This is a genomic window from Streptomyces sp. NPDC048560 (genome assembly GCF_040650955.1).
Taxonomy (GTDB): Bacteria; Actinomycetota; Actinomycetes; order Streptomycetales; family Streptomycetaceae; genus Streptomyces.
In genome coordinates, this window is the sequence record NZ_JBEZIJ010000001.1 from 157,555 (window position 1) to 182,194 (window position 24,640).

Annotated in this window: 19 protein-coding genes; 10 read left to right on the top strand and 9 right to left on the bottom strand. The window is 69.8% G+C overall.

Annotated elements, in window-relative coordinates:
- Positions 1-46: 46 nt before the first annotated feature.
- From AB0C82_RS00730 to AB0C82_RS00745, 4 genes are all read right to left on the bottom strand, one after another.
- Positions 47-766, bottom strand: coding sequence for an HAD family hydrolase (locus AB0C82_RS00730; RefSeq protein ID WP_362834873.1), 720 nt, complete (start codon positions 764-766; stop codon positions 47-49).
- A 94-nt stretch (positions 767-860) separates the two neighbouring features.
- Complete coding sequence (gene gltX / locus AB0C82_RS00735; RefSeq protein WP_362834875.1) at positions 861-2,333, bottom strand: glutamate--tRNA ligase; 1,473 nt, start codon at positions 2,331-2,333, stop codon at positions 861-863.
- Complete coding sequence (locus AB0C82_RS00740; RefSeq protein ID WP_362834877.1) at positions 2,326-3,111, bottom strand: fumarylacetoacetate hydrolase family protein; 786 nt, start codon at positions 3,109-3,111, stop codon at positions 2,326-2,328. The genes gltX and AB0C82_RS00740 overlap by 8 nt, the downstream gene beginning before the upstream one ends.
- A gap of 115 nt (positions 3,112-3,226) precedes the next feature.
- Positions 3,227-3,409, bottom strand: coding sequence for a hypothetical protein (locus tag AB0C82_RS00745; RefSeq protein ID WP_362834879.1), 183 nt, complete (start codon positions 3,407-3,409; stop codon positions 3,227-3,229).
- Positions 3,410-4,016: 607 nt separating this feature from the next.
- On the opposite strand from AB0C82_RS00745, the gene AB0C82_RS00750 reads away from it, so the two are divergent.
- The 8 genes from AB0C82_RS00750 (at position 4,017) to AB0C82_RS00785 (ending at position 14,420) form a co-directional block, all read left to right on the top strand.
- Positions 4,017-7,670, top strand: coding sequence for a nitrate- and nitrite sensing domain-containing protein (locus AB0C82_RS00750; protein WP_362834881.1), 3,654 nt, complete (start codon positions 4,017-4,019; stop codon positions 7,668-7,670).
- 9 nt (positions 7,671-7,679) lie between these two features.
- Positions 7,680-8,093 (top strand): roadblock/LC7 domain-containing protein, encoded by a 414-nt coding sequence (locus AB0C82_RS00755; RefSeq protein WP_024495006.1) that lies wholly within the window; start codon positions 7,680-7,682, stop codon positions 8,091-8,093.
- 134 nt (positions 8,094-8,227) lie between these two features.
- Positions 8,228-8,635, top strand: coding sequence for a DUF742 domain-containing protein (locus tag AB0C82_RS00760; RefSeq protein ID WP_003966010.1), 408 nt, complete (start codon positions 8,228-8,230; stop codon positions 8,633-8,635).
- Positions 8,616-9,197, top strand: coding sequence for an ATP/GTP-binding protein (locus AB0C82_RS00765; RefSeq protein ID WP_328906053.1), 582 nt, complete (start codon positions 8,616-8,618; stop codon positions 9,195-9,197). Before AB0C82_RS00760 ends, AB0C82_RS00765 begins: the two co-directional genes overlap by 20 nt.
- Before the next feature lie 349 nt (positions 9,198-9,546).
- Positions 9,547-12,699, top strand: coding sequence for a nitrate- and nitrite sensing domain-containing protein (locus AB0C82_RS00770; protein ID WP_362834883.1), 3,153 nt, complete (start codon positions 9,547-9,549; stop codon positions 12,697-12,699).
- Positions 12,700-12,709: 10 nt separating this feature from the next.
- Positions 12,710-13,123, top strand: a complete 414-nt coding sequence (locus AB0C82_RS00775; RefSeq protein WP_124272100.1) for a roadblock/LC7 domain-containing protein — start codon at positions 12,710-12,712, stop codon at positions 13,121-13,123.
- Positions 13,124-13,213: 90 nt separating this feature from the next.
- A complete protein-coding gene (locus AB0C82_RS00780) occupies positions 13,214-13,858 on the top strand; it encodes a DUF742 domain-containing protein (RefSeq protein WP_362834885.1) in 645 nt (214 codons plus the stop codon).
- Entirely contained in the window at positions 13,839-14,420 is a 582-nt protein-coding gene (locus AB0C82_RS00785) for an ATP/GTP-binding protein (RefSeq protein WP_014048542.1), read from the top strand. The genes AB0C82_RS00780 and AB0C82_RS00785 overlap by 20 nt, the downstream gene beginning before the upstream one ends.
- Positions 14,421-14,502: 82 nt before the next feature.
- Here AB0C82_RS00785 and AB0C82_RS00790 read toward each other — a convergent pair whose 3' ends face one another.
- The 3 genes from AB0C82_RS00790 to AB0C82_RS00800 all read right to left on the bottom strand — a co-directional run bounded on the left by AB0C82_RS00790 (position 14,503) and on the right by AB0C82_RS00800 (position 20,487).
- A complete protein-coding gene (locus tag AB0C82_RS00790) occupies positions 14,503-14,706 on the bottom strand; it encodes an acyl-CoA carboxylase subunit epsilon (RefSeq protein WP_362834888.1) in 204 nt (67 codons plus the stop codon).
- A gap of 67 nt (positions 14,707-14,773) precedes the next feature.
- Positions 14,774-16,357, bottom strand: coding sequence for an acyl-CoA carboxylase subunit beta (locus tag AB0C82_RS00795; RefSeq protein ID WP_362834890.1), 1,584 nt, complete (start codon positions 16,355-16,357; stop codon positions 14,774-14,776).
- Between the two features lie 251 nt (positions 16,358-16,608).
- The gene (locus AB0C82_RS00800; protein WP_362834892.1) at positions 16,609-20,487 is read right to left on the bottom strand and encodes an endo-alpha-N-acetylgalactosaminidase family protein; all 3,879 of its coding nucleotides are present in this window, start codon (positions 20,485-20,487) and stop codon (positions 16,609-16,611) included.
- A gap of 349 nt (positions 20,488-20,836) precedes the next feature.
- Between AB0C82_RS00800 and AB0C82_RS00805 the strand changes: the two genes are divergently transcribed.
- The gene (locus AB0C82_RS00805) at positions 20,837-22,063 is read left to right on the top strand and encodes a glycoside hydrolase family 64 protein (RefSeq protein WP_362834894.1); all 1,227 of its coding nucleotides are present in this window, start codon (positions 20,837-20,839) and stop codon (positions 22,061-22,063) included.
- Positions 22,064-22,126: 63 nt separating this feature from the next.
- Here AB0C82_RS00805 and AB0C82_RS00810 read toward each other — a convergent pair whose 3' ends face one another.
- Complete coding sequence (locus AB0C82_RS00810; RefSeq protein WP_362834896.1) at positions 22,127-22,648, bottom strand: hypothetical protein; 522 nt, start codon at positions 22,646-22,648, stop codon at positions 22,127-22,129.
- Positions 22,649-22,894: 246 nt separating this feature from the next.
- Here AB0C82_RS00810 and AB0C82_RS00815 point away from each other — a divergent pair, with 246 nt between their 5' ends.
- On the top strand, positions 22,895-23,512 hold the full coding sequence (locus AB0C82_RS00815; protein WP_362834898.1) for a YceI family protein: 618 nt from the start codon (positions 22,895-22,897) through the stop codon (positions 23,510-23,512).
- An 83-nt stretch (positions 23,513-23,595) separates the two neighbouring features.
- On the opposite strand, the gene AB0C82_RS00820 is transcribed toward AB0C82_RS00815, so the two are convergent.
- Entirely contained in the window at positions 23,596-24,576 is a 981-nt protein-coding gene (locus tag AB0C82_RS00820) for an NAD(P)/FAD-dependent oxidoreductase (RefSeq protein WP_362834900.1), read from the bottom strand.
- Positions 24,577-24,640 lie beyond the last annotated feature (64 nt).

The window sequence follows — 24,640 nt, forward strand, 5'->3', positions numbered from 1 at the left end:
TTCCCTGCCGGATCTTTCGTCCCGCTCGGGCGGCGCAGGAAGAACACTACCCGAAGGTGTCCGGCGCTCCAAAACGGGTATTGCCTGCCAGCAGTCCGGGCAGCTGATCGAGTCCCGTGATGCGCACAAGATCCGGACGGCCGCCCCGGTCCTCCCGGTCCAGCCAGATCCCCATGAGACCCGCGGCCACGGCCCCACCTGCGTCGATGTCGGGTTCGTTGCCCACGTACGCCACCTCGTGCGGCGCCAGCGCGAGCGCCTCGCACGCGGCGTGGAAGGCGGCGGGCTCGGGCTTGGAGATCCCCAGCTCCGCCGCGCAGAGCACCGACTCGAACCGGTCCCGTACGCCGAGGACCGTCAGCTTGCGGTGCTGGTGTTCCAGCGAGGAGTTCGACAGGACGGCGTGCCGGTACACCGTCGCCAGCGCGTCCAGCGCCGGCACTGTGTCCGGGAACAGCGACCAGGCCGACTCGTAGTGCCGGATGTGCCGCCCGAACCACTCGTCGGCCTCCGCGTCGCTGAGCGGTCGCCCGAGGAAGTCCCTGGCCCGGTCGCGGCGCTGGCCCTCCCAGTCGGTGACACCCGCCGCGAAGCGCTCCCAGTGCCGCTGCGTGAGCTCCGCCCAGACGTCCAGGGCCTCCTGCGCGGTGCGGTAGCCGCCCGGCAGTCCTTCGGCATCCATGTGCCTGCTGAGGCCCGTGGCAGCAGCTGATCCGTAGTCGAAGAGGGTGTCGTCAACGTCCCAGAGGACGGCTCTGATCGCCATGAACCGACTCTAACGGCCCGTGTACGCGGACGGGCCCGGACGAGCCGCTCGGTGCGGTCCGTCCGGGCCCGTGCCCGTGCCCGTAGGGCGGGTGCTACGCGGAGAGCTTCGCCAGCGCCGCGTCCACGCGGGCGATGGTCTTCTCGCGGCCCAGGATCTCCAGGGACTCGAAGAGCGGCAGGCCGATCGTGCGGCCCGTGACGGCGACGCGGACCGGGGCCTGGGCCTTGCCCAGCTTCAGGCCGTGCTCCTCGCCCGCCTCCAGGACCGCGGCCTTGAGGGCCTCGGCGTTCCAGTCGGCGGCGATCAGCTTGGCGCGGGCCGTGACGAGGAGGTCGCTGGACCCCTCCTTCATGGCCTTGGCCCAGGACGCCTCGTCCTCGGCGGGCTCGTCGAGGAAGAGGAAGTCGACGTTGGCCGTGATCTCGGAGAGGACGGTCAGCCGGGTCTGCGCGTACGGGGCGATCGTCGCGAACTGCTCCGCGTCGAACGCCTCGGGGGCCCAGGGGGCGAACGGGGCCTTCAGCCAGGGGCCGCACGCCTCGGTGAACGCCTCCACGTCGAGCCTGCGCACGTGCTCGGCGTTGACGTGCTCGGCCTTCTTCAGGTCGAAGCGGGCCGGGTTGGCGTTGACGTCGTCGATGTCGAACGCGGCGACCATCTCGTCGATGTCGAAGATGTCGCGGTCCTCGGCGATGGACCAGCCGAGGAGCGAGAGGTAGTTGAGCAGGCCCTCGGGGAGGAAGCCGCGCTCACGGTAGAGGTTGAGCGAGGCCTGCGGGTCGCGCTTGGAGAGCTTCTTGTTGCCCTCGCCCATGACATAGGGGAGGTGGCCGAAGAGCGGGATCTCCTTGGCGACGCCCAGCCCGATGAGCGCCCGGTAGAGGGCGATCTGCCGGGGGGTGGAGGAGAGCAGGTCCTCGCCGCGCAGGACGTGGGTGATCTCCATCAGGGCGTCGTCGACCGGGTTGACCAGCGTGTAGAGCGGGGCGCCGTTGGCACGGACGATGCCGTAGTCCGGCACGTTCTCCGGCTGGACGGTGATCTCGCCACGGACCAGGTCCGTGAAGGTGATCGCCTCGTCGGGCATCCGGAAGCGCACGATCGAGACGCGGCCCTCCGCCTCGTACGCGGCCGTCCGCTCGGCGCTCAGGTCGCGGCAGTGGCCGTCGTAGCCCGAGGGCTTGCCGGCGGCGCGAGCCGCGTCGCGGCGGGCGTCGAGCTCCTCGGTGGTGCAGTAGCAGTGGTACGCGTGACCGGCGGCGAGCAGCTTCTCGGCGACGTCCTTGTAGATGTCCATGCGCTGCGACTGGCGGTACGGGGCGTGCGGGCCGCCGACCTCGGGGCCCTCGTCCCAGTCGAAGCCGAGCCAGCGCATCGACTCCAGCAGCTGGCCGTAGGACTCCTCGGAGTCACGGGCCGCGTCGGTGTCCTCGATGCGGAAGACGAGGGTGCCCTTGTTGTGCCGGGCGAACGCCCAGTTGAACAGGGCGGTACGGACCAGGCCCACGTGGGGGTTACCGGTCGGGGAGGGACAGAAACGTACGCGGACTGGTCCGTTAACCACGCTTGATCACCTTGTTGGTGAGAGTGCCGATGCCTTCGATGGTGACGGCGACCTCGTCGCCGACGTGCAGGGGACCGACCCCTGCGGGGGTTCCTGTGAGGATCACGTCGCCCGGGAGCAGCGTCATCGCCTCCGTGATGTGGACGACCAGGTCCTCGATGGAGCGGACCATGTCGCTCGTACGGCCGAGCTGGCGCTGCTCGCCGTTGACCGTCGCCTGAATGGCGAGGTCACTCGGGTCGAGGTCGGTCTCCACCCAGGGGCCGAGCGGGCAGGAGGTGTCGAAGCCCTTGGCCCGCGCCCACTGCTTCTCGCGCTGCTGGGCGTCGCGGGCGGTCACGTCGTTGGCGCAGGTGTAGCCGAAGATGACGTCCTTGACGCGCTCACGCGGGACTTCGCGGCACATGCGGCCGATGACCACGGCCAGTTCGGCCTCGTGGTGCAGTTCGTTCGAGAAGGAGGGGTACTCGATGGCGTCTCCCGAGCCGATCACCGACGTGGTGGGCTTGAAGAAGGCGACGGGAACCTCCGGGACCTCGTTGCCCAGCTCGGCGGCGTGCTCGGCGTAGTTGCGGCCGATGGCCACGACCTTGTTGGGGAGCACGGGAGGCAGGAGCCGGACCTTGCTCAGCGGGACCTTCGTCCCGGAGAGCTCGAAGTCGGTGTACGGAATGCCCCTGATGATGTCGAGGACGAGGTCACCGGATTCAACGGTGCCTTCACCCTCCACGGCGCCGAAGGCGACATTGCCGTCGATGGAGAACCTGGCGATGCGCACGGGAAGCTGTCGCCCCTCACTTGCTGGCTGGCTGAAGACTGACGCTCCAGGCTAGCGCCTCACCGGCGCCCCGCAGGGCGAGGCGCAGGCGAGGACGAGGGGACAGCGGCACCGGTCAGGCGGAGGCCGTGACCGGCGCTTCCATCAGGATGGTGCGGCGGGGGTTGGCCGTCTGGGCGGGCAGGTCGACCGAGTGCTCCGGCTGCTCCGGCGTCCGCAGTGCTACGGCGTCCTCGAGGTGCGCCAGCGTGGTGCGCCGGGGGTTGGCAATGTTGCGGAACATCATCGTGGTCTTCATCTGCCGTCTGGGCCCTGTCGGTCTGGGCGCCACCCGTGGGGGCGCCTGGTTGTCGGATTCGCCATCCCTGTAAAGGGTCAGGCTAAACATCCAATTCCCACTCGACGCCCCGGGAAGACGGCGATCATCATGTGAGTTTGCTCACGAAGTAGCCGACAAATGCCGCATCGTGGTCAGCCGGTCGTGGGCCACGAAACGGACATTGCATAGCTGAATCAGCCATTCCGCTCCTGATCATCGCGACTGGGGCACCCCCTACCCGTAAGCGACTCATCCCTGATCACCCCATTTGACCCCTAACACTCTCCACGCCTTGTTACCCGTTCATCACAACGTGTCACCCAGGTCACAGGCCGGTACAGGGGCCTTGTTGGAGATCCGGCACTGTGCTGGAATTCCACGCACCGCCGCGGGTTTCAGGCCGGCGCGAAGGCGCAACGCAGCGCCGAGTGGCGGCGGGAGGGGGAAGAACGCCGGTCACTCACGACCACCATGGGGCGCGTCCAGCGCCCCACGACGCCGACACCGTCCTGGCCCGCGCACGCGGGATGGGACGCCTGGTCCAGAGGTTGCGACGCTAGTGCAGGGACGTTTCAAGAGGGATGGCATGGGGTCTCCCCAGCCCCGCCAGGGCCGAGGGGAAGCTCCGGCGGATCAGGAGCCGCGCGGTGGGAACGACCGCGGCTCCTCGCCCCAGCACGCCCAGAACCCCGGGCAGACCACGGCCGGTGACAGCGGTGACCGCGCACAGCGACCGGGCACGACGACGATCGGTGGCGCGGAGCCGGTCAGCGGCTTCCAGTCGACCGGTCCGGTCAATACCGGCTCACGAATAGCTCTCCGTAACTGGCGCATCAGTACGCGCCTGGTCTCGCTTCTCGCCCTTCCCGTGGTGGCGGCGACCACGCTGGGCGGACTCCGTATCAACGAGTCCATGAACGACATGCAGCAGCTGGAGCACATGCAGCTGCTCACCAAGATGACCAAGCAGGCGACCGCGCTCGCCCAGGCGCTCCAGGAGGAGCGCGACAAGTCGGCGGGCCCGCTGTCCAACGGCACCGCGCCCACGGACTTCAAGGTCACCGAACCCCGCAAGAGGACCGACCGCTCCAAGGACGCCTTCTTCGAGGCGACCGAGGCGATCGACAACACCGACAGCGACGAGGCCCTCGAGAGCATCCACTCGAGCGTCAGCCAGATCTCGGTCCAGCTCGGGCAGATCCGGGACATCCGCGAGGACGCGTACGCCAAGGGCACTCCGAGCCTCAACACGATCGACCGGTACAGCCAGTTGATCACCTCGCTGCTCAGCCTCTCGCAGGACATGGCGCAGGCGACCAACAACCCGGAGATGATCAAGCGCACCCGGGCCCTGGCGGCCTTCTCCTCCTCCAAGGAGTACGCCTCGGTCCAGCGTGCCGTCATCGCCGCGGCCCTGCCCGGCGGTGGTGGCAGCCAGAAGACCGACCTCGACAAGAACGACCAGCAGTTCGGCCGCAACGCCCTCCGCAAGGAGGCGCAGACGCTCGCCTCGTTCAAGTCGACGTACGAGAACACCGGCAACAGCGCCGACGAACTCACGGCCTCGCTGACCAACGGTCACCCCGAGATCAACGCCGCGGACATGTACGCGAAGCAGGTCCTCGAAAGCCCCAACGGCATGGAGGGCAAGAAGACCCGCTCGTACCTGGACTGGTACGAGCAGAGCTCCACCAAGATCCAGGCCATGAAGACCATCGAGGAGACCCTCCTCAGCGAGATGGAGGGCAAGGCGCGCGAGCTCCGCGAGGAGTCCCAGCGCGAGGCCATCCTCAACGGTGTGGTCATCCTCCTCGTGCTCGGTGTCTCGCTGGTCGGCGCGTTCGTCGTGGCGCGGTCCATGATCCGCTCGCTGCGGCGGCTCCAGGACACCGCGACCCGGGTCGCCCAGGACCGGCTCCCCGAGCTCGTCAAGCAGCTCTCGGAGACGGACCCGCAGGACGTCGACACCTCCGTCGAGTCCGTCGGTGTGCACTCCCGGGACGAGATCGGCCAGGTGGCCGCGGCCTTCGACGACGTGCACCGCGAGGCTGTTCGACTGGCAGCCGAGCAGGCACTGCTCCGAGGCAACGTCAACGCGATGTTCACCAACCTCTCGCGCCGTTCGCAGGGCCTCATCCAGCGCCAGCTCTCGCTCATCTCCGAGCTGGAGTCGCGCGAGGCCGACCCGGACCAGCTGTCCTCCCTCTTCAAGCTCGATCACCTCGCGACCCGTATGCGCCGTAACGGCGAAAACCTCCTCGTCCTCGCGGGCGAGGAGCCGGGCCGCCGGTGGACCCGCCCCGTGCCGCTGGTCGACGTGCTCCGTGCCGCCGCCTCCGAGGTGGAGCAGTACGAGCGCATCGAACTGGCCGCGGTGCCCGCCACCGAGGTCGCCGGCCGTGTGGTCAACGACCTCGTGCACCTGCTCGCGGAGCTGCTGGAGAACGCCACGTCGTTCTCCTCGCCCCAGACGAAGGTCAAGGTCACCGGTCACGCGCTGCCCGACGGCCGTGTGCTCGTCGAGATCCACGACACCGGTATCGGCCTCTCCCCCGAGGACCTCGCGGCGATCAACGAGCGGCTCGCGTCGCCGCCGACCGTGGACGTCTCGGTCTCCCGGCGCATGGGTCTGTTCGTGGTCGGCCGCCTGTCCCTGCGACACGGCATCCGCATCCAGCTGCGTCCCTCGGACTCCGGCGGCACGACCGCGCTGGTCATGCTGCCCGTCGATGTCGCGCACGGTGGCAAGCAGCCCCCGTCCAAGCAGGGCCTCGGCCAGCAGCAGGGCGCTCCCGGCGGGCTTCTCGCCGGTGGTGCCCCGGGCAGCGCCCCGCGTCCCGGTCTCGGCGGTGCGCCGGGCTCGGCCGCGCTCGGCGGCGGTGCGCATCGCGGGCAGGTCGGTGCGGGCTCCGGTCCGCGTGCCGCGCTGCCCTCGCGCGACGGCGGCCCCCGTCAGCCGCAGCCCGCGGCAGGTTCCCAGAGCAACGGCATGGGCAACGGCCCGCAGAACGCGGGCCGGCCCAACCAGGCCCCGCCCGCCGGCGGCGCCACCGGTGCCTTCGGCGGCGGCGCCCGCATGGGTGCACGCGGTGGCCAGGGCGAGGCTCCCGGCCGTACGGACGCGGGTCAGCCCAATCTGTTCGGTCACTCGGGACAGAGCAGGCCCGCCCAGCAGCAGAGCGGCCAGTACGGTCAGCAGGGCCAGCAGAGCGGCCCGCCCGTCCGGCAGCCGCAGGCCCGGCACGCCCAGAACGACCAGGGCGGTTTCCAGCAGCCCGGCGGCCCCGGCCGCCAGCTGCCGCCGCCCGGCGGTCCGCGCGCCGAGCTGCCCGGGGGCAACCCCCAGCCGCAGCGTCCGCAGACCCCGAGCTGGAGTGCCGAGGGACAGGGCGCGCAGCGCCAGTCCCCGCCGGACGCCCCGCGCGGTCACGAAGAGCCCGACTCCACCGGCCGGTTCGCCCGGCCGGCCGGCCCGAACCAGCCGTACGGCGCCCCGGACCAGCTCCAGGGCCCGGCTGCCACGGCGGAGTTCGCCCGCCCGGACTTCTCGGCGCCGCAGGCGTCCCAGGACCCGGCAGGCACCGCCCAGTTCGCGCGCCCCGACTTCGGCGCCCCCCAGCAGAACCAGGGGATGCCCGCGCCGCGCCAGCGCGGCCGGGACGACGCCGACTTCGGTGCTCCGCGTCCGGCGGCTCCGCCCGCGGGTGCCTTGCCGCCCCGTCCGGCGCTGCCTCAGCAGGCGCAGCCCGAGGCCCTTCCGCCGGCCGGTCCCGGGGACGGTCGTACCCCGCTGTACGACACCCTTGAGACCAACTGGTTCCACGGTCCGCAGCAGGGCGGCCAGCAGCCCGCTCCCGAGGCGCAGGCTCCGGCCGCTCCGGCCTCGGCACCCACTCCTCCCATGCCGCGGCGTGGTGACGCCGACACCGGCGCCACCACCAGCACGTGGCGGCCCTCGCCCAACGACGAGCTCGTACGGCAGGCGGAGCGGGTCAAGAAGCCCGCTGCGGGTGGCATCACCACATCCGGACTCCCTCGCCGGGTTCCCCGTGCCAATTTGGTACCGGGCACCGCCCAGCAGCAGAATCACCAGTCCGGACCCCAGGTTTCGCGTGCGCCCGATGACGTACGCGGACGTCTGACCAATCTCCGCCGGGGCATCCAGCAGGGTCGGCAGGCCAACAACGGCCAGTCGACCGGCGGTTTCCATCTCGGCCCCACTCACCAGCAGGAGCGTTAGTTGAGCCCCATGAGTCAGGCCGCACAGAATCTGAACTGGCTGATCACCAACTTCGTGGACAACACCCCCGGGGTGTCCCACACCGTCGTGGTCTCCGCTGACGGCCTGCTGCTGGCGATGTCCGAAGGTTTCCCGCGCGACCGCGCCGACCAGCTGGCGGCAGTCGCCTCCGGTCTGACGTCGCTGACCGCGGGCGCCTCCCGGATCTTCGAGGGCGGCGCCGTCAGCCAGACCGTTGTGGAGATGGAGCGAGGATTCCTCTTCCTCATGTCCGTCTCCGACGGTTCCTCCCTGGCCGTTCTCGCCCACCCGGACGCCGACATCGGCCTGGTCGGTTACGAGATGGCCCTCCTCGTCGACCGGGCCGGCACCGTCCTCACGCCCGACCTGCGCGCCGAGCTCCAGGGCAGTCTGCTCCACTAGGCGGCCATGCAGCGGATCCCAGGCACAATCCCCCCAGGTACTGCCCATAACCCTCACCCGTCCGGCCGCCCCAGACCCCCCACCGGCCCCTTCAGACGGCAAGTCGACACACCGCTGTCACGCCCGGAGGATTCATGACCCCGCCACCCGCCTCACCTGATCCGTACGGCGCACTGCACCACGCGTCGTACGACGGTGAAGGCGACCAGCCGCTGGTCCGTCCCTATGCCATGACCGGCGGCCGGACCCGGCCGCGTTACCAGCTCGCGATAGAGGCCCTGGTCAGCACCACGGCCGACCCGGCACACCTGGGGACCCTGCTCCCCGAGCATCAGCGGATCTGCCACCTGTGCCGCGAGGTCAAGTCGGTGGCCGAGGTCTCGGCACTGCTGTCCATGCCTCTCGGCGTGGCCCGCATCCTCGTGGCGGACCTGGCGGAAGCCGGCATGGTGGCAATCCACCAGCCGGGCAACGGAGAGGCCGGCGGCGCGCCGGATGTGACACTGCTCGAAAGGGTGCTCAGTGGACTTCGCAAGCTCTAACGGCGGGACGGGCCGTGCCACCACCTCGGCGAAGATCGTGGTGGCGGGCGGCTTCGGCGTGGGTAAGACCACGTTCGTCGGTGCCGTTTCGGAGATCAATCCGCTGCGCACCGAAGCCGTGATGACGTCCGCGTCCGCGGGCATCGACGACCTCACCCACACCGGGGACAAGACCACCACCACGGTGGCCATGGACTTCGGACGCATCACCCTGGACCAGGACCTGATCCTGTACCTCTTCGGCACCCCCGGACAGGACCGCTTCTGGTTCATGTGGGACGACCTCGTACGCGGAGCCATCGGCGCCGTCGTCCTCGTCGACACCCGCCGCCTCGCCGACTGCTTCCCCGCGGTCGACTACTTCGAGAACAGCGGCCTCCCCTTCGTCATCGCCCTCAACGGCTTCGACGGACACCAGCCCTACACCCCCGAAGAAGTGCGCGAGGCCCTGCAGATCGGGCCCGACGCCCCGATCATCACCACGGACGCCCGCCACCGCGCGGACGCCAAGAGCGGTTTGATCACTCTGGTCGAGCACGCCCTGATGGCACGTCTCAAGTAGACGTAAGTCGTTTTTGCAATACGGAAGTTGTTGTAGTCACAGGGGGGCGGGCTGTGTCCTTTGACACGATCCGCCCCCGTGTTCATAACGTTTCGACAGAGAATTACCGCGGCATCAATACACGATGCATCCGACTGGTACCACTCTGCTCATGCGGGCCCCGCCATTTGGCGGGGCTCGCTCTTTATGCCCGTTTTATCTGCGGTGTAGACCACTCGGAATGACTCATTCCGACTGTTTGGAACGCACCCCGTCCCCGTGCTGAAATTCGTCGAACTACCGAGTAGTACGGCCCTGAACGAATACTTCGGCACAACGTTGGTGCCGACGCCGAGAGGTTGTTGGTCGAGTGAGGCGAAGCAACGAGGGCTCCGCGGCGCAGCCGGAACGGGGCAACTTCACCCCGCCGCCCCGCGCCGGGGCGTCGTCCGCGGACATGTCCGCGCCCGAACCGGCCGGTGGCTCCACCAGCCGGCTGTCCCCGCGCAACTGGCGGGTGCCCACGAGGCTGAACGCGATCCTCCTGATCCCTGCGCTGGTCGGCCTGATCATGGGCGGCTTCCAGGTGAAGGGGTCGATCGACACCTGGAACGAGGCCCAGGACGCCGAGAAGACCGCGCGGATCGTGCGCGCGGCCTCGGAGTACGGGCAGGCACTGCTCAACGAGCGTGACCTCACCGCTCAGCCGCTCCTGTCGAACAAGCGCACCGCCGACGTCGTCGAGCAGGCCCGTGCCACCACGGACGAGGCAGCGACGAAGTTCGACACCGCCGTGCAGGACATGCCCTCCGCGGGACGCCTGGAGCGCCGCCTGAAGCTGTTCAGGGTGGAGGAGCCCCAGCTCCCCGAGCTGCGCAAGGCGGCCTACGCCGAGGCCCTTGACCCGGTGAAGACCGAAGAGGGCTACACCAAGGTCCAGCACTCCCTGATGGAGTTCTCCAACGACCTCGGTCTCGGCACGGGCAACATCACCAGCTACGGCCGTACGGTCTACGCGATCGAGCTCTCCAAGGCCGCGGTCTCGCTGCAGCGTTCCATCGGCATGCACCTGCTGGTCCGCCCCAGCCAGGAGCGCGGCACGTTCCAGGCGCAGGTCAAGGCCTTCGGCTCGTACAACTACCTGGAGCAGATCGCCCTCGCCGAGTTCGTCTCCGGTGGTACGGAGGCCGACGCGACCCGCCTCAAGACCGTCATGACCGGCAAGGCCGCCGAGGGTGCCAAGCGGCTGAAGACGGCCGCCGAGCAGGCCCAGGCCGCCGGCAAGCCGTTCGTGCCGCCGCCGAGCATCGACGGTTCGGTCTTCGACGGCATGGCCCAGCAGATCGGCCAGGGCCGTTCACCGGCCGAGCTGCGGTCGAAGGGGATCACCCCCGAGACCTGGATGGCCGCCGCCACCGCCAAGTTCGACGGATACTCCACCGTCGGCGACGAGCTCGTCGACAAGGCCGTGACCGAGGCCGCCGAGATCTCGTCCGACGCGAAGACCGACGCCATCGTCAACGGCCTGATCGTGGTCATCGCGCTGCTCGCGGCGTTCATCGTCGCGGGTCTCATGGCCCGCCAGATGAGCCGTGCGATGCGCCAGCTGCGTACCGCCGCCTTCGGTATCGCCGAGCAGCGTCTGCCGATGCTGGTCGACCAGCTGTCGCGGACCGACCCGGGCCGGGTGGACACGCGTGTCCAGCCGATCCCGATCAACACCCAGGACGAGATCGGCGAGGTCGCCCGCGCCTTCGACCAGGTCCACCGCGAGGCCGTCCGGCTCGCCGCCGAGCAGGCCATGCTCCGGGGCAACGTCAACGCGATCTTCACCAACCTCTCGCGCCGCAACCAGTCGCTCATCGAGGGCCAGCTGACCCTCATCACCGACCTGGAGAACAACGAGGCGGACCCGGACCAGCTGGAGAGCCTGTTCAAGCTGGACCACCTGGCCACCCGTATGCGCCGTAACGGCGAGAACCTCCTCGTCCTCGCGGGCGAGGAGCCGGGCCGCCGCTGGAACCAGCCCGTGCCGCTGGTCGACGTCCTGCGGGCCGCCTCCTCCGAGGTGGAGTCCTACGAGCGCATCGAGCTCACCGGCGTACCGGAGAGCGAGATCCACGGGCAGGCCGTGACCGACCTCGTCCACCTGCTGGCCGAGCTCCTGGAGAACGCCACCACGTTCTCCTCCCCGCAGACCAAGGTCCGGGTCACCGCGACCCGGCTGCCCGACGGCCGCGTGATGGTCGAGATCCACGACAAGGGAATCGGCCTCACCGCCGAGGACTTCGCGGACATCAACCACAAGCTGGCCAACCCGCCGACCGTGGACGCCGCGGTCTCCCAGCGCATGGGTCTCTTCGTGGTCGGCCGTCTCGCCGACCGCCACGGCATCCGCGTCCAGCTGCGCCCCTCGGGCGAGCAGGCCGGTACCACGTCGCTGGTCATGCTGCCGGACGCCATCACCCACGGTGGCGGTGGCGAGGCCGCCGCGCAGGACGACTTCACGGTCTCCTCGATCATCCCGCAGCAGCAGCAGCCGGCGTTCGACCCGATGCCGCACCAGACCACGATGCGTACGGCGGCGGAGCTCGGCTTCGACGACTCGCGCTACGAGATATCCGACGGGGAGACCCAGCTGGACCCGGTCGGCCGTTCGCTCCTGCGTGAGGAGCGACGCGCCGCGCTTGAGGCCCAGGCCGGCGGCGAGCGTCCGGTGTTCCCGGACGAGACGCAGCAGTACGCCCAGGACCAGTACGGCCAGGAGCAGTACGCCCCGGAGCAGCAGGCGCAGCAGGGGTACGAGCAGGCTTCGTACGAGACGCCCTACGAGTCGTACGGCACGGACGGCGGCTACCCGCAGCAGGCTCAGCAGGGCGGTTATCCGGAAGCGGCCTACGGCGCTCCGGAAGCCCAGCAGGCTCAGTACGGCGAGCAGTTCAACCCCGCCCCTGCCCAGTCGCACCAGGATGACTGGCCGGATCAGGGCGGCTACCAGGGGGCGTACGAGCCCGCGCCGCAGGCTGAAGCGGAATCTGCTGCGAGTGCTCCCGCAGCGGCTCAGGAGCGCGTAGGCTTCGACCGTTCGGGCCCCGTCCAGAACGCCGCGCAGGAGCTGACCGAGGCCGGTCTGCCGCGCAGGGGCGGTGTGCAGCACTGGCAGCCCACCGGCCGCGGCAACGAGGCTACGGCGCCGGCGCAGGACACCCAGCAGCAGCAGCCGTCCGCCCCGGCGAACGGCGCCGCCACCGACGACTGGCGCTCCACGAACGACGAGCGCTGGGAGCGGGCGGAGAAGCTCCGCGACCCGAAGGCGGGCGGGATCACCCCGTCCGGTCTCCCCCGCCGCGTACCCAAGGCCAATCTGGTCGAGGGCACGGCGGAGCAGACTCAGCAGGGCGGCCCCCAGGTCTCCCGCGCACCCGAGGACGTCCGTGGCAGGCTGAGCAAGCTGCGGCGCGGTGTCCAGCGGGGCCGCGATGCGGGGTCGGACGCAAGTAACACCTACAACCAGGAGCGTTAGTGTGAGCCCGATGAGCCAGGCGGCGCAGAATCTGAACTGGTTGATCACCAACTTCGTGGACAACACCCCCGGGGTGTCGCACACGGTGGTGGTCTCCGCTGACGGCCTGCTGCTGGCGATGTCCGAAGGTTTCCCGCGCGACCGCGCCGACCAGCTGGCGGCAGTCGCCTCCGGTCTGACGTCGCTGACCGCGGGCGCCTCCCGGATCTTCGAGGGCGGCGCGGTGAATCAGACCGTTGTGGAGATGGAGAGAGGATTCCTCTTCATCATGTCCATCTCCGACGGATCATCTCTTGCTGTCCTTTCGCATCCGGACGCCGACATCGGTCTGGTTGGGTATGAAATGGCGCTTCTGGTGGATCGTGCGGGCAGTGTTCTGACCCCGGATCTCCGTGCGGAGCTCCAGGGAAGTCTTCTTAACTAGTAGACAGACAGTGCGTTTCTCGCCATCGCCCCATAGGGTGCGTTGGCGCGGCCCCACTGGGATCGGCGACCGGCATTCGGAGGAGGAAACGTGGCAGCACCCACAGGCGGACACCCATATGAGGGTGGCCAGCGGGTACCGGGTGAGCACGACGACAACCGTTTCAATTTCCCCTCCGCGCCCAGCAGACAGGGTGCGCAACAGCCTTATCAGCCGCAGCAGCCCTATCAGCAGCCGCAGGGCGCGCAGGGGTCCGACTGGCCCCAGCAGGGCTCGGACTGGCCGCAGCAGGGTTCGTGGCCGCAACAGCCCCAGCAGCCGTACGAATCGCCCCAGGCATCCCGTATTCAGCCGGTGCAGCCCCGGCGGGCCGCAGCCCCCGCGCCCGCGGCACACAATCCGCTGGTCCGTCCGTACGCCATGACAGGTGGCCGGACCCGGCCGCGTTACCAGCTCGCCATCGAAGCGCTGGTGAGCACCACGGCCGATCCGTCGCGGCTCCAGGGGCAGTTGCCCGAGCATCAGCGGATCTGCCGGCTCTGCGTGGAGATCAAGTCGGTGGCCGAGGTCTCGGCCCTTCTCTCGATCCCGCTCGGCGTTGCCCGGATTCTCGTCGCCGACCTGGCAGAGGCCGGACTCGTCGCTATCCATCAGCCCGGCGGCGACGAGTCCGCCGGCGGCCAACCTGACGTGACACTGCTCGAAAGGGTGCTCAGTGGACTTCGCAAGCTCTAGCGGCGGAGCGGCCCGCTCAACTACCTCGGCGAAGATCGTGGTGGCAGGGGGCTTCGGCGTGGGTAAGACCACGTTTGTCGGTGCCGTTTCGGAGATCAATCCGCTGCGCACCGAAGCCGTGATGACGTCCGCGTCCGCGGGCATCGACGACCTCACCCACACCGGGGACAAGACCACCACCACGGTGGCCATGGACTTCGGACGCATCACCCTGGACCAGGACCTGATCCTGTACCTCTTCGGCACCCCCGGACAGGACCGCTTCTGGTTCATGTGGGACGACCTCGTACGCGGCGCCATCGGCGCCGTCGTCCTCGTCGACACCCGCCGCCTCGCCGACTGCTTCCCCGCGGTCGACTACTTCGAGAACAGCGGCCTCCCCTTCGTCATCGCCCTCAACGGCTTCGACGGACACCAGCCCTACACCCCGGACGAGGTGCGCGAGGCCCTGCAGATCGGGCCGGACACCCCGATCCTGACCACGGACGCCCGCCACCGCGCGGACGCCAAGAGCGCGCTCATCACGCTGGTCGAGCACGCCCTCATGGCTCGCCTGCGCTGACGGTCCCGGTACGACGAAAGGCCCCGCACTCCGGAAGGAGTGCGGGGCCTTTCGCGCGCCCTGCGCGGGCGCCGGGTCGTTCTCAGCCCTGCCAGCTGTGCGGGGCGCGGAAGCCGGGCGTGCGCTCCAGACGGCGCCATCCGGCGGAGCTGCGGCCCCGGTGGGCGGCAGCGGTGGGCTGGGAGGCCGCGCGGGCGAGCAGGACGGCTGTGATGGCCGCAAGCTCCTCGGGGTCGGCGAGACCCTTCTCGACGCGCAGCACGGACTCGGCGGGAGTGATGCTCATGGGTGTGTCTCCGTCTTCTCGGCAGGATGGCGCCGGCTGGTGCGGGGGTGACCCGCGTTCGGCCGCGCTACTGCGGCGGGTTGCCGTGCTTACGGGACGGCAGATCCGCGTGCTTGTTGCGGAGCATGGCGAGCGAGGCGATCAGGATCTCGCGCGTCTCGGCGGGGTCGATGACGTCGTCGACCAGACCGCGCTCCGCGGCGTAGTACGGGTGCATGAGCTCGGCCTTGTACTCCTTGACCATGCGGGCCCGCATGGCTTCGGAGTCCTCGGCCTCCGCGATCTGGCGGCGGAAGATGACGTTGGCAGCGCCCTCCGCACCCATGACCGCGATCTCGTTGGTGGGCCACGCGTAGGTGAGGTCGGCGCCGATGGACTGCGAGTCCATGACGATGTACGCGCCGCCGTACGCCTTGCGCAGGATCAGGCTGATCCTCGGCACGGTGGCGTTGCAGTACGCGTAGAGCAGCTTCGCGCCGTGCCGGATGATGCCACCATGCTCCTGGTCGACGCCCGGGAGGAAGCCGGGTACGTCCAGCAGAGTGACGATCGGGATGTTGAAGGCGTCACACATCTGGACGAAACGAGCCGCCTTCTCGGAGGCCTCGATGTCCAGGACGCCCGCCATGGCCAGCGGCTGGTTGGCGACGATGCCGACCACCTGACCGTCGAGGCGGGCCAGCGCGCAGATGATGTTGCGGGCCCAGCGCTCGTGGATCTCCAGGTAGTCGCCGTCGTCGACGAGCTCCTCGATGACCTTGTGCATGTCGTACGGGCGGTTGCCGTCGGCCGGGACCAGGTCGAGCAGGGTGTCGCCGCGCCGGTCGGCCGGGTCGTCGCTCGTCGCCGTGGGCGGGTTCTCGCGGTTGTTGGAGGGCAGCATCCCGATCAGGTAGCGGACCTCGGCGATGCAGGTCTCCTCGTCGTCGTACGCGAAGTGCGCGACGCCCGAGGTCTCGGCGTGCACGTCCGCGCCACCGAGTCCGTTCTGGGTGATCTCCTCGCCGGTGACCGCCTTGACGACGTCCGGTCCGGTGATGAACATCTGCGAGGTCTCGCGGACCATGAAGACGAAGTCGGTGAGGGCGGGGCTGTAGGCCGCGCCGCCCGCGCAGGGGCCGAGCATCACGCTGATCTGCGGGATGACACCGGACGCGCGGGTGTTGCGCTGGAAGATGCCGCCGTATCCGGCGAGGGCGGAGACGCCCTCCTGGATACGGGCGCCGGCGCCGTCGTTCAGGGAGACCAGCGGAGCCCCGGCCGAGATGGCCATGTCCATGATCTTGTGGATCTTCGTGGCGTGGGCCTCGCCCAGCGCCCCGCCGAAGATCCGGAAGTCGTGGGCGTACACGAAGACCGTGCGGCCGTCGACGGTGCCCCAGCCGGTGATGACGCCGTCGGTGTACGGCTTCTTCGCCTCCAGGCCGAACCCGGTCGCCCGGTGCCTGCGCAGCTGCTCGACCTCCTTGAACGAACCCTCGTCGAGCAGCAGCGCGATGCGCTCGTGGGCGGTCAGCTTGCCCTTGGCGTGCTGGGCCTCGGTCGCGCGCTCACTCGGTCCCCGCCGGGCCTGCTCACGCAGGGCCAGCAGTTCGGCCACCCGGCCACGCGTGTCGCTCGGCTCGCTCGGGATCTCGTCCACAACGGTCATGTACTGAACCCTACGAAGCCCACCGCGCAAATCGTGCCGTCCGCTCCGTACAGTCTCCTGACCGGTTTCCTGGTGGGCCTCGACAGAACCCGAATGCCATGCAGCCGTTCCACCAGCTCACGGCCCTCCCGCTTTGTGGAGGGCCGACAAAGCCGGGAAAGTGGCGAGGGGCACACCGGGTGCCGGGCGTTTTAGGGAAACCCCACGGCACGGGCGCGGGACCGTGGCCCACGCCCGTGCCTGCGCACGGGTCAGCTGCCGCAGTGGAAGCGGGCGCCGCCCCAGTCCGCGTGGTCGTTCCCGTTGCCGTCGCCGCCGTCGCCGACGACGAGGTCGACGTACTTGGCACCGGTGACGTCGGCCGTCACCGTCCACGCGGCGTCGGTCGCGCGCAGTACGGGCGACCTCACCTTCTCCGTGCCGTCGGCCTCGACGGAGAACTGTACGGAACCGCGCGTCGGCTGCGCGTCGTCCACTCCCACCTCGGCGGTGAAGGAGGTGCACTTTCCGCCGAGGTAGTAGCGGACCTCCGCCGGGGCGTGGGTGCCGAGGCCCTTGGCGTAGGAGACTCCGCCGATCTTCAGCGGGGATCCGTCGCCGGTCCCGGTCTCACCGTTGGAGAGATCGCGCTCGACCGGCCCCCAGCCGTTCTCCGAGGCCGTCCAGTCCAGGTCACTGGCCCAGCTGTCCGCGGTGGGCGGCGGCGGCAGGGTCCGTACGGAGGTCTGCGCACCGAGCTCCCTGCCCGCTCCGCCCGCGGTGTACGTCACCCGCGAGCCCAGCGTGTAGGTCCGGTACGCGGCGTCGACCGGCGGGGTGACCCGCCAGCTGCCGGTGACCTCGGCGCCCGTGGCGACCGAATCGAAGGTGACGGGGCCCGCGGGCTCCGCCTGCCAGCCGTCGGGCAGCGTCAGCGCCATCTCGACGCCGGCCGCCGCGGTCGCCTCGTGGTTGGTGAACGTGGCGGCGACCGTGTTGGCGACGCCGGGCTCGAGCGTCCCGGCCTGCGCCGCGACGGTGAGCGTGCCGCACGCGGCCTGCTCGCCGGCCGGGGCGGGGCCGAGGTCGGTCACGGTGAAGCCGTCGAGCACGAAGTCGGCGCCGTCGGGTGCTCCACCGCGCTTGCGCAGGCCGGTCCAGGTGTCTCCGCAGCCCGCCGTGACGGTCTCGTCGAAGTGGGCGGTGGTGCGCTGCTGTCCGATGGCCGTGGTCCGCGTCTCGACGGAGTCGGGGTCGCCGCCCGCGTCGATCCGGTCGTAGCCCTCGACCCACTCGTAGGCCCCGGCATGGCTGGACTGGTAGTCGTACTCGATCCGGTAGCGCCGGCCGTCGGTCATCGGAACGGTCCAGGGAGCGGTCCGGTAGACGAGACCGGTGTTCTCCTCATGGGCCTTGAGTGACTCCTTGCCGCCCAGCACGTCGTCTACGGCCTTGCCGTTCCAGCCGGCCTGGGTGTACGGCGCGTGGAGCTGGGAGATGCTCGTGCGGGGGTCGGTGGAACCGCCCGCGTCACCCTTGAGGAAGGGGCCCCAGCCCTGGTCGACGTCCTCGAAGTCCTCGTACACGACGGTGCCGTCCCGGGTGGCCGGGGCGTTGGCGACGAGCCGTACGTCATCGGCCCGTACCGTCGCCGTGCCGCCCCTCGCCGCTTCGATGCGAAGCGTGGTGCGCCCGCTCGGCGGGGCGGTGAAGTTCACCTTGGCCCGCTGGAAGTAGCTGCCGTGCCAGTCCGACGCGGCCACCTGGTCCCGGGCTGTGGAGCGCTGCACGGTGACGGACTTCCCGCCGGCCGAGAGGGTGGTGGGCCGGCTCATGCCCGGTTCGACCTCGATGAGCGCGGAGGCGGTGTAGCGCCTGCCGGGCCGCAGACCCTCGATGTTCTGCGAGAGCGCCGCCGTGCCCGTGCCGGAGAGCTTCGCGCTGTTGCGGCCCTGGCCGTCGGTGTGACGGGCGGCGGTGCCGGTCTTCGACCAGGTGTCGAGCCCGTCGTCGTTGAAGCCCGGGTCGGCGACCGGGCCGCCCTCGCCCCACCGGGGGGCGGCGGGCTCCGGCGCCGCGCTCGGGTAGAGGACGTACGGCCGGCCGGCCGTGGCCTTCAGCGTGATCCTCCCGTCCACCGGGCGCACGGTGCCGGTCTTACTCCGGCCGTTGTCGGTGAGCTCGTAGACGGTGTACGCGCCGGTCGAGGGCACCGCCCAACTGCTCGTACCACCGGCCTTGCTGTAGTGGTAGAGCTTCTTGCCTCCGTCCCACGGCAGCAGGTAGTCCGTACCGCTGAGGACCTTGCGGCCGTCCGAGTAGAACGTCCGCCTGCCGTCCTCGACCGTGCCCCGGACCCCTCCGGTGAAGGTGATGTCTCCGGCCGCCTTGTCCCAGCGGATGATCCGCTGCTGCTGGAGGTACTTGGCGGGCAGGTTCTTCTGCCAGATGTTGTCGTAGAAGGTGTTCCAGTCCGTCTCGCCGGTCCAGCCCTCGAACTCCTCGATCGCCGTCTGGCCGAGGACCGGGTCGTTGTTCCAGACGTCCTTCTCGCCGTTGCGGATGAACCGGATGATCTGCGAGTTGAGGCCCTTGTTCGTGGCGCCGCCGTAGCTCAGGTCGTTGGCCCAGTGCGACCACAGCGAGGCGCGCTCGAACTTGTCGGCCCACTCGGTGCCGACGTTCCAGCCCTGCTTCCGCACGGCCTGCATGGTCTTGTCGGCGATCCAGCCGTGCGAGTAGTACACGTCGATGTAGAGCAGGCTGAGATTGCTGTCGGTCTCGTCGCGCAACTGCTGGAAGCGCCGGGCGAGATCACCGCTGTTGATGTCGCGGCGCTGGTCGATGTAGTAGCTCTGGTTGAGCCAGTTCCAGCCGGGCCTGGTCTTGTCGACGAGCTGCTCGTCGAACGCGTTCGCCTCGGGGTAGGACTCGGTGGCGTTGACGTGGACCCCGAACGCGGCGCCCCACCGCTTGCCCTGCCTGAGCAGCGTGTTGAGGTCCTTCAGCCCGCCGGCGCGCTTGTTGTAGTTGCCGCCGTAGTCCGGGTGCGCCGAGTCGTGCCCCTCGGAGCCGTACCCCTTCAGGACGGCCATCTGGCCGAGCCCGTCGGTGGCCAGCGAGATCCGCTTGACGTCGTCGAGCGTCCGGAGGAAAAGATGCGTAGCCTGGCTGGCGAAGTTGAACGGGATGTGGGTGATGACCCGGTCCGCGGTCTCCTCGCCGCCCGGCGCGGTGACGCCGATGGAGCGGAAGGCGACGGCGCCGTCCTGCCAGTCCACGGTGTCGTCGCCGTTGGCGTCGGGTGTGACGACGACCTTCGCCCACGGCAGATCCGCGCCGCTCTCGGGCTCCGGCGCACCGGCGCCCCGGTAGGTCCACTGCCCCGACCAGACGCCGACCCGGACGCTGCCGTCCGCCGCCTTGCGCGCCTGGTGCCAGAAGCGGGCGTCGTCGCCGCCGGTGGCCCCGGAGGGCTTGTCGTAGGAGGAGTTGGACTCGACGGCCGCGGCGAGCTTCCCGGTGTTGACGAGGGCGTACGCGGCGCCCACCGGCGTGGTGTCGGCCGCGCTCCCGGCGGTGACCTCGGCGAAGACGTCCGCGGTCTTCGTGGAGTCCGGGTCGAGGCGGGTGAACGCGGTGGCGGCCCCGTCGTCCGTGGAACCGACGGAGACCAGGTCGTGGCCGGGTATGTCGATGGTGCCGACGCGGAAGGCCTCGGTGTCGCGCACGGCGGTCACCTTGAAGGTGGTGGCGCGGCCGGAGACCTCGATGGAGGCGTCGATCTCGACGCCCGGCAGGTCGGGGAAGGCGAGCGTGTAGCGGGCGGCCGCGGCGGTGACCTCGGGGGCGCCCTTGAGCCGGACCGTGCGGGCGGCTCCGTTGAGGGTGACCTCGGTGACCGGCCGGGTGCTGCCGGCCAGCTGCTCGCCGCCGGCCTTGTCGGTGTACGACAGGACGCGCGGGAAGTCGTCGGCCACGGCGACCGACAGCTGCGCCGATGCGATGACGGCGGAGCCGGTGGCGTCGGCCGCGTCGGCGGCGGCGGGTGGGGAAGCGGCGGCTACCGCGGGGATGCTGGTCCCCACGAGCGCCAGGACGGCTGCTGAGGCGGCGGCTACAGCGCCCGCCGAAGTGAATCTTCGCGACATGTGGACTGAGTAGCCCTCCCGTCCGGACACCGTCAACGGAGGACGGCGCCGAGGGACTTACCAGTCCAACAACCGCTCTCCTTTAGTCCAAGTGGGGTGGGAGCGGGGTGGGGCCGAGCCGCGTTCGGTTCCTGTTCACCACGCGCAGGCGATTGAGGACAGGGCGTTACCAAATACCGTCTGTGGGCGCTGAGTTGTGAAGACATCCGAATTCTGAGAGCGCTCTCAGCCGTAACTCTTGACGCTCCGGCCGAGCATCGTGAGAGTAGTGCGCACCGCAGACGCCCCCACCGTGCCGGCCCCTCGAAACCCATGTCCGTCTGCGGCCCCCCACCGCTGGGAGAACCCCGTGATTTCACGCAGACTGTTCCTGTCGGGCGCCGCCGCGTCCGCGACCGCGCTCACCTATCCCCTCTGGGGAACCAGCCTGAGCCCGCGAGCCTCCGCCGCACCGGCGACCTGCGAACTGGCCCTGGAGAACCGCTCCCTGCCGGGCACCGTGAACGCGTACGTGACCGGCCACGAGCAGGGCACCGACCGCTGGGTGCTGCTGCGGGCCGACGGCAGCGTCTACCGCCCCGACTCCCCCGCAGCTCCGCAGACGCCGCTGCCGGTCGACTGCGCCATCCCGCTGAAGGGCGCGGGCGCGGGCCCGGTGGTTCTGACGCTTCCCCAGATGTACGGAGCGCGGGTCTACTTCGTGCGCGACGACAAGCTGGACTTCTTCCTCAACCCGGGTCCCTCGCTGGTCGAGCCGGCCTTCTCCACTCCCGCAGACCCCAACTACGGGCGGACCTGGTCGTTCTGCGAGTTCACCTTCAACCCGCAGCAGCTGTACGCGAACATCAGCTACGTCGACCTGGTGACCGCGCTGCCGATCGGCCTCAGTCTCCAGGGCGACGGCACGCACCTCGTCGCCCCCCTCCCGGACGGCGCCGTGCAGCGGATCGCCGACGACCTCACCGCGCAGGCCGCCTCCGACGGGCAGCCCTGGGACAAGCTGGTCACGCGGGGGCAGGACGGCAAGGTCCTGCGGGTCGTGTCGCCGCAGAACCTGATGGCGCCGTTCTTCGACCGGCCGGACGAGATGCCGTTCCGGGACCTGTTCACGGCGCAGATCGACGAGGTCTGGGCGAAGTACCGCTCGACCGATCTCAGGATCGACCTCCAGGGCGGCCGCGGCGCCCTGGCGGGGCGGGTCAGCGGTGACACGCTGACCTTCGAGGGCGGCCACACCTTCGCCCGGCCCACATCGAAGGACATCTTCACCTGCAACCACGGGCCTTTCACGAACAACCCGGGGGACTCCGACGACAAGAAGGCGCTGCTGGCCAGGATCGCGGCGGGCTTCAACCGCTCGATCATGCTCAGCCACCCGCAGCAGCCGAACGGCACCACGGTGGCGGACTACTACAGGGGCCCGGTGACCAACCACTGGTCGCGGGTCGTCCACGCGAACGCGCCGATCGGCTACGCCTTCCCCTACGACGACGTACGCCCGGACGGCGAGCCGGACGTGTCGGGCGCCGCGCACGACGGCAACCCGAGGCGCTTCACGGTGACCGTCGGGTCCTGACCCGCCCGCCCTCCCCGCGATGGTGCCCCCGTCCCGCCGGACGGGGGCACCTCCGCGTACGGCTCAGCAGCCGCCGCAGTTGTAGTACGTCACGTCCCAGTGGTTGCCCTCGTCCGCGTAGATGTTGCCGGAACCGGACTTGTACTGGGGAGCGCCGTCTCCGCGCAGACCTATGTAGCTGAAGACGCCGTGGACGTAGTTGTTGAGGCAGGTGGACTTGGAGAAGTCGAGCTTGTAGCCGTTCCAGTGCGAGTACGTGCCACCGGCGTGCCCGGTCTCGGTGCCGCCGGTGATGTTCAGCGCGCAGCCCGTGGCGCTCTTGAGGGTCTGGGCGCCCTGGGCGCTGGCCAGATTGAGCTGCTCGAACGACGTACAGGTGGAGACGTTCCGGTTGGAACAGCCGCCCGACGACGACCAGGTGATGTTGGAGGAGCGGAACATCGAGGTCGCCGTGGAGTGGCTGATCTTGGTGACGGCGAAGGCGTCGGTCGCACCTGTGACGACGCCGACGCCGGGGGCGAAGAAGGCGCCGAGTACGAGGGCCAGGGCGGTCAGGGCGGAGCGGAGCGTGGGGCGGTAGGACACGGGGGATTCCTCCTGCTCATGACAAATCAAAGTGAGGCGGCGGTACTGGCGGAGCAGGGAGATAGTGCCCGAGTTCTACGCGCGTCCGCCAGAGGGCGACGCGTGCGCCCGCGGCCGGAAGGGTGAATTCCGGACCGGCCTGGACCCTTGATGTTGAACTTTTAACTAGATTGGTCTACAGTCAATCTCGTTGAAGGTTAAACAACCATTCGACATCCGCTCGATCACGTCCCCCGAGGAGGAGCCATGGCTCTGTTCAACCGCAAGAACACCACCGCCCCCACCACCACCGCCACGCTCGCTGTGGACCCCGCACTGGCCGCTCTGACCGGCGACTACGTGATCGACCCGGCCCACAGCAGCATCGGATTCACCGTGCGCCACGCCATGGTCACCAACGTGCGCGGCTCCTTCGGTGAGCACGAGGGCACCCTGAAGCTGGACGGCGCGAACCCCTCGAACTCCGCGGCCTCGATCGACGTCACGATCGCCAGCATCGACACCGGCATCGCCGACCGCGACGGCCACCTGGTCAGCGGCGACTTCTTCGACGCCGAGGCGTTCCCGCTCATGTCCTTCCGTTCCACGGGCGCCGAGCAGCTCGGTGGCGACACGTACCGCGTCACCGGCGACCTCACCATCAAGGACGTCACGCGCCCGCTCTCCATCGACCTGGAGTTCAACGGCTCCGCCACCGACGTCTACGGCAACGAGCGCGTCGGCTTCGAGGGCGGCACGGACATCCTGCGGTCCGACTGGGGCCTGACCTGGAACGCGGCCCTGGAGACCGGCGGTGTGATGGTCAGCGACAAGGTGAAGCTGAACTTCGACATCTCCGCGATCAAGGCCGCTCCGCAGGCCTGATCCTCCCGGGGGCACCGCACGACCGAGCGCGCCCGCCTCCGCTCCCCACCGGGAGCGGGGCGGGCGCTCGTCGTGTGCGGTCCTCAGCGCCTGTACGCGGCCACCGCACCGCGGATGTCGTCGGCGATCAGGTCCGCGTTGATGGCCGCCGCCGCCTTCAGCCCGGCGCTCGCGGCACCGATGACCTGTTCCATCAGGTTGGCGACATTTCCGGCCACCCAGACCCCGGGGACGTCCGTGGCCCCGGACGGATCGGCGGCGACGTACGTGCCGACCACGTGCCCCGCGGCCTCCTGCTCGGTCGTCGCGAGCCCCAGGCTCCGCAGCACCTCCGACCGCGCCGTGAAGCGGGGCTGGACGACGACCGCCTCGCGGGCGATCACCCGCCCGCCGGCCAGGCGCACGCCGGTGAGCCGGTCACCGGTCACCTCCAGCCCGGCCACCTCCCCCTCCACGACAGCGATGCCCCGGGCGGCGAGCTGCTCGTTCTCCTCGTCGGCCGGTGCGGGTGCGGTGTGCCGGAAGAGCGTGACGTCCTCGCTCCACTGCCGCCACATCAGCGCCTGGTGCACGGCCATCGGGCTGACGGCGATGATGCCGATCGGGCGGTCCGCGACCTCCCAGCCGTGGCAGTACGGGCAGTGCAGCACCTCGCGGCCCCACCGTTCGGCCAGGCCCGGAACCGGGGGGAGCTCGTCGACCAGGCCGGTGGTCACCAGGAGCCGGCGGGCCACGACTGCGGTCCCGTCCTCCCGTACGACCCTGAAGCCCTCCCCTTCGCCGAGCTTCTCGGCGGACACCACCGTGCCCTCGGTGATCTCGGCGCCGTATCCGGCCGCCTCGGCCCGTCCGACGGCAAGGAGCTCCGAGGGCGGGGTGCCTTCGCGGCCCAGGTAGTTGTGCACGTGGGTGGCCGGCGCGTTGCGCGGCTCGCCCCCGTCGATCACCAGCACCGAGCGCCTCGCCCGGGAAAGGGCCACCGCCCCGCTCAGGCCGGCCGCTCCGCCGCCCACCACCACCACGTCGTACCGCCGCGCGTCGTCGTCCATACGAAACACCTCCATGACCCGGATGGTGCGGGAGGTCGGCCGCGGTGACAAGTTTGATTGCCGTATCGGCAAATACTCA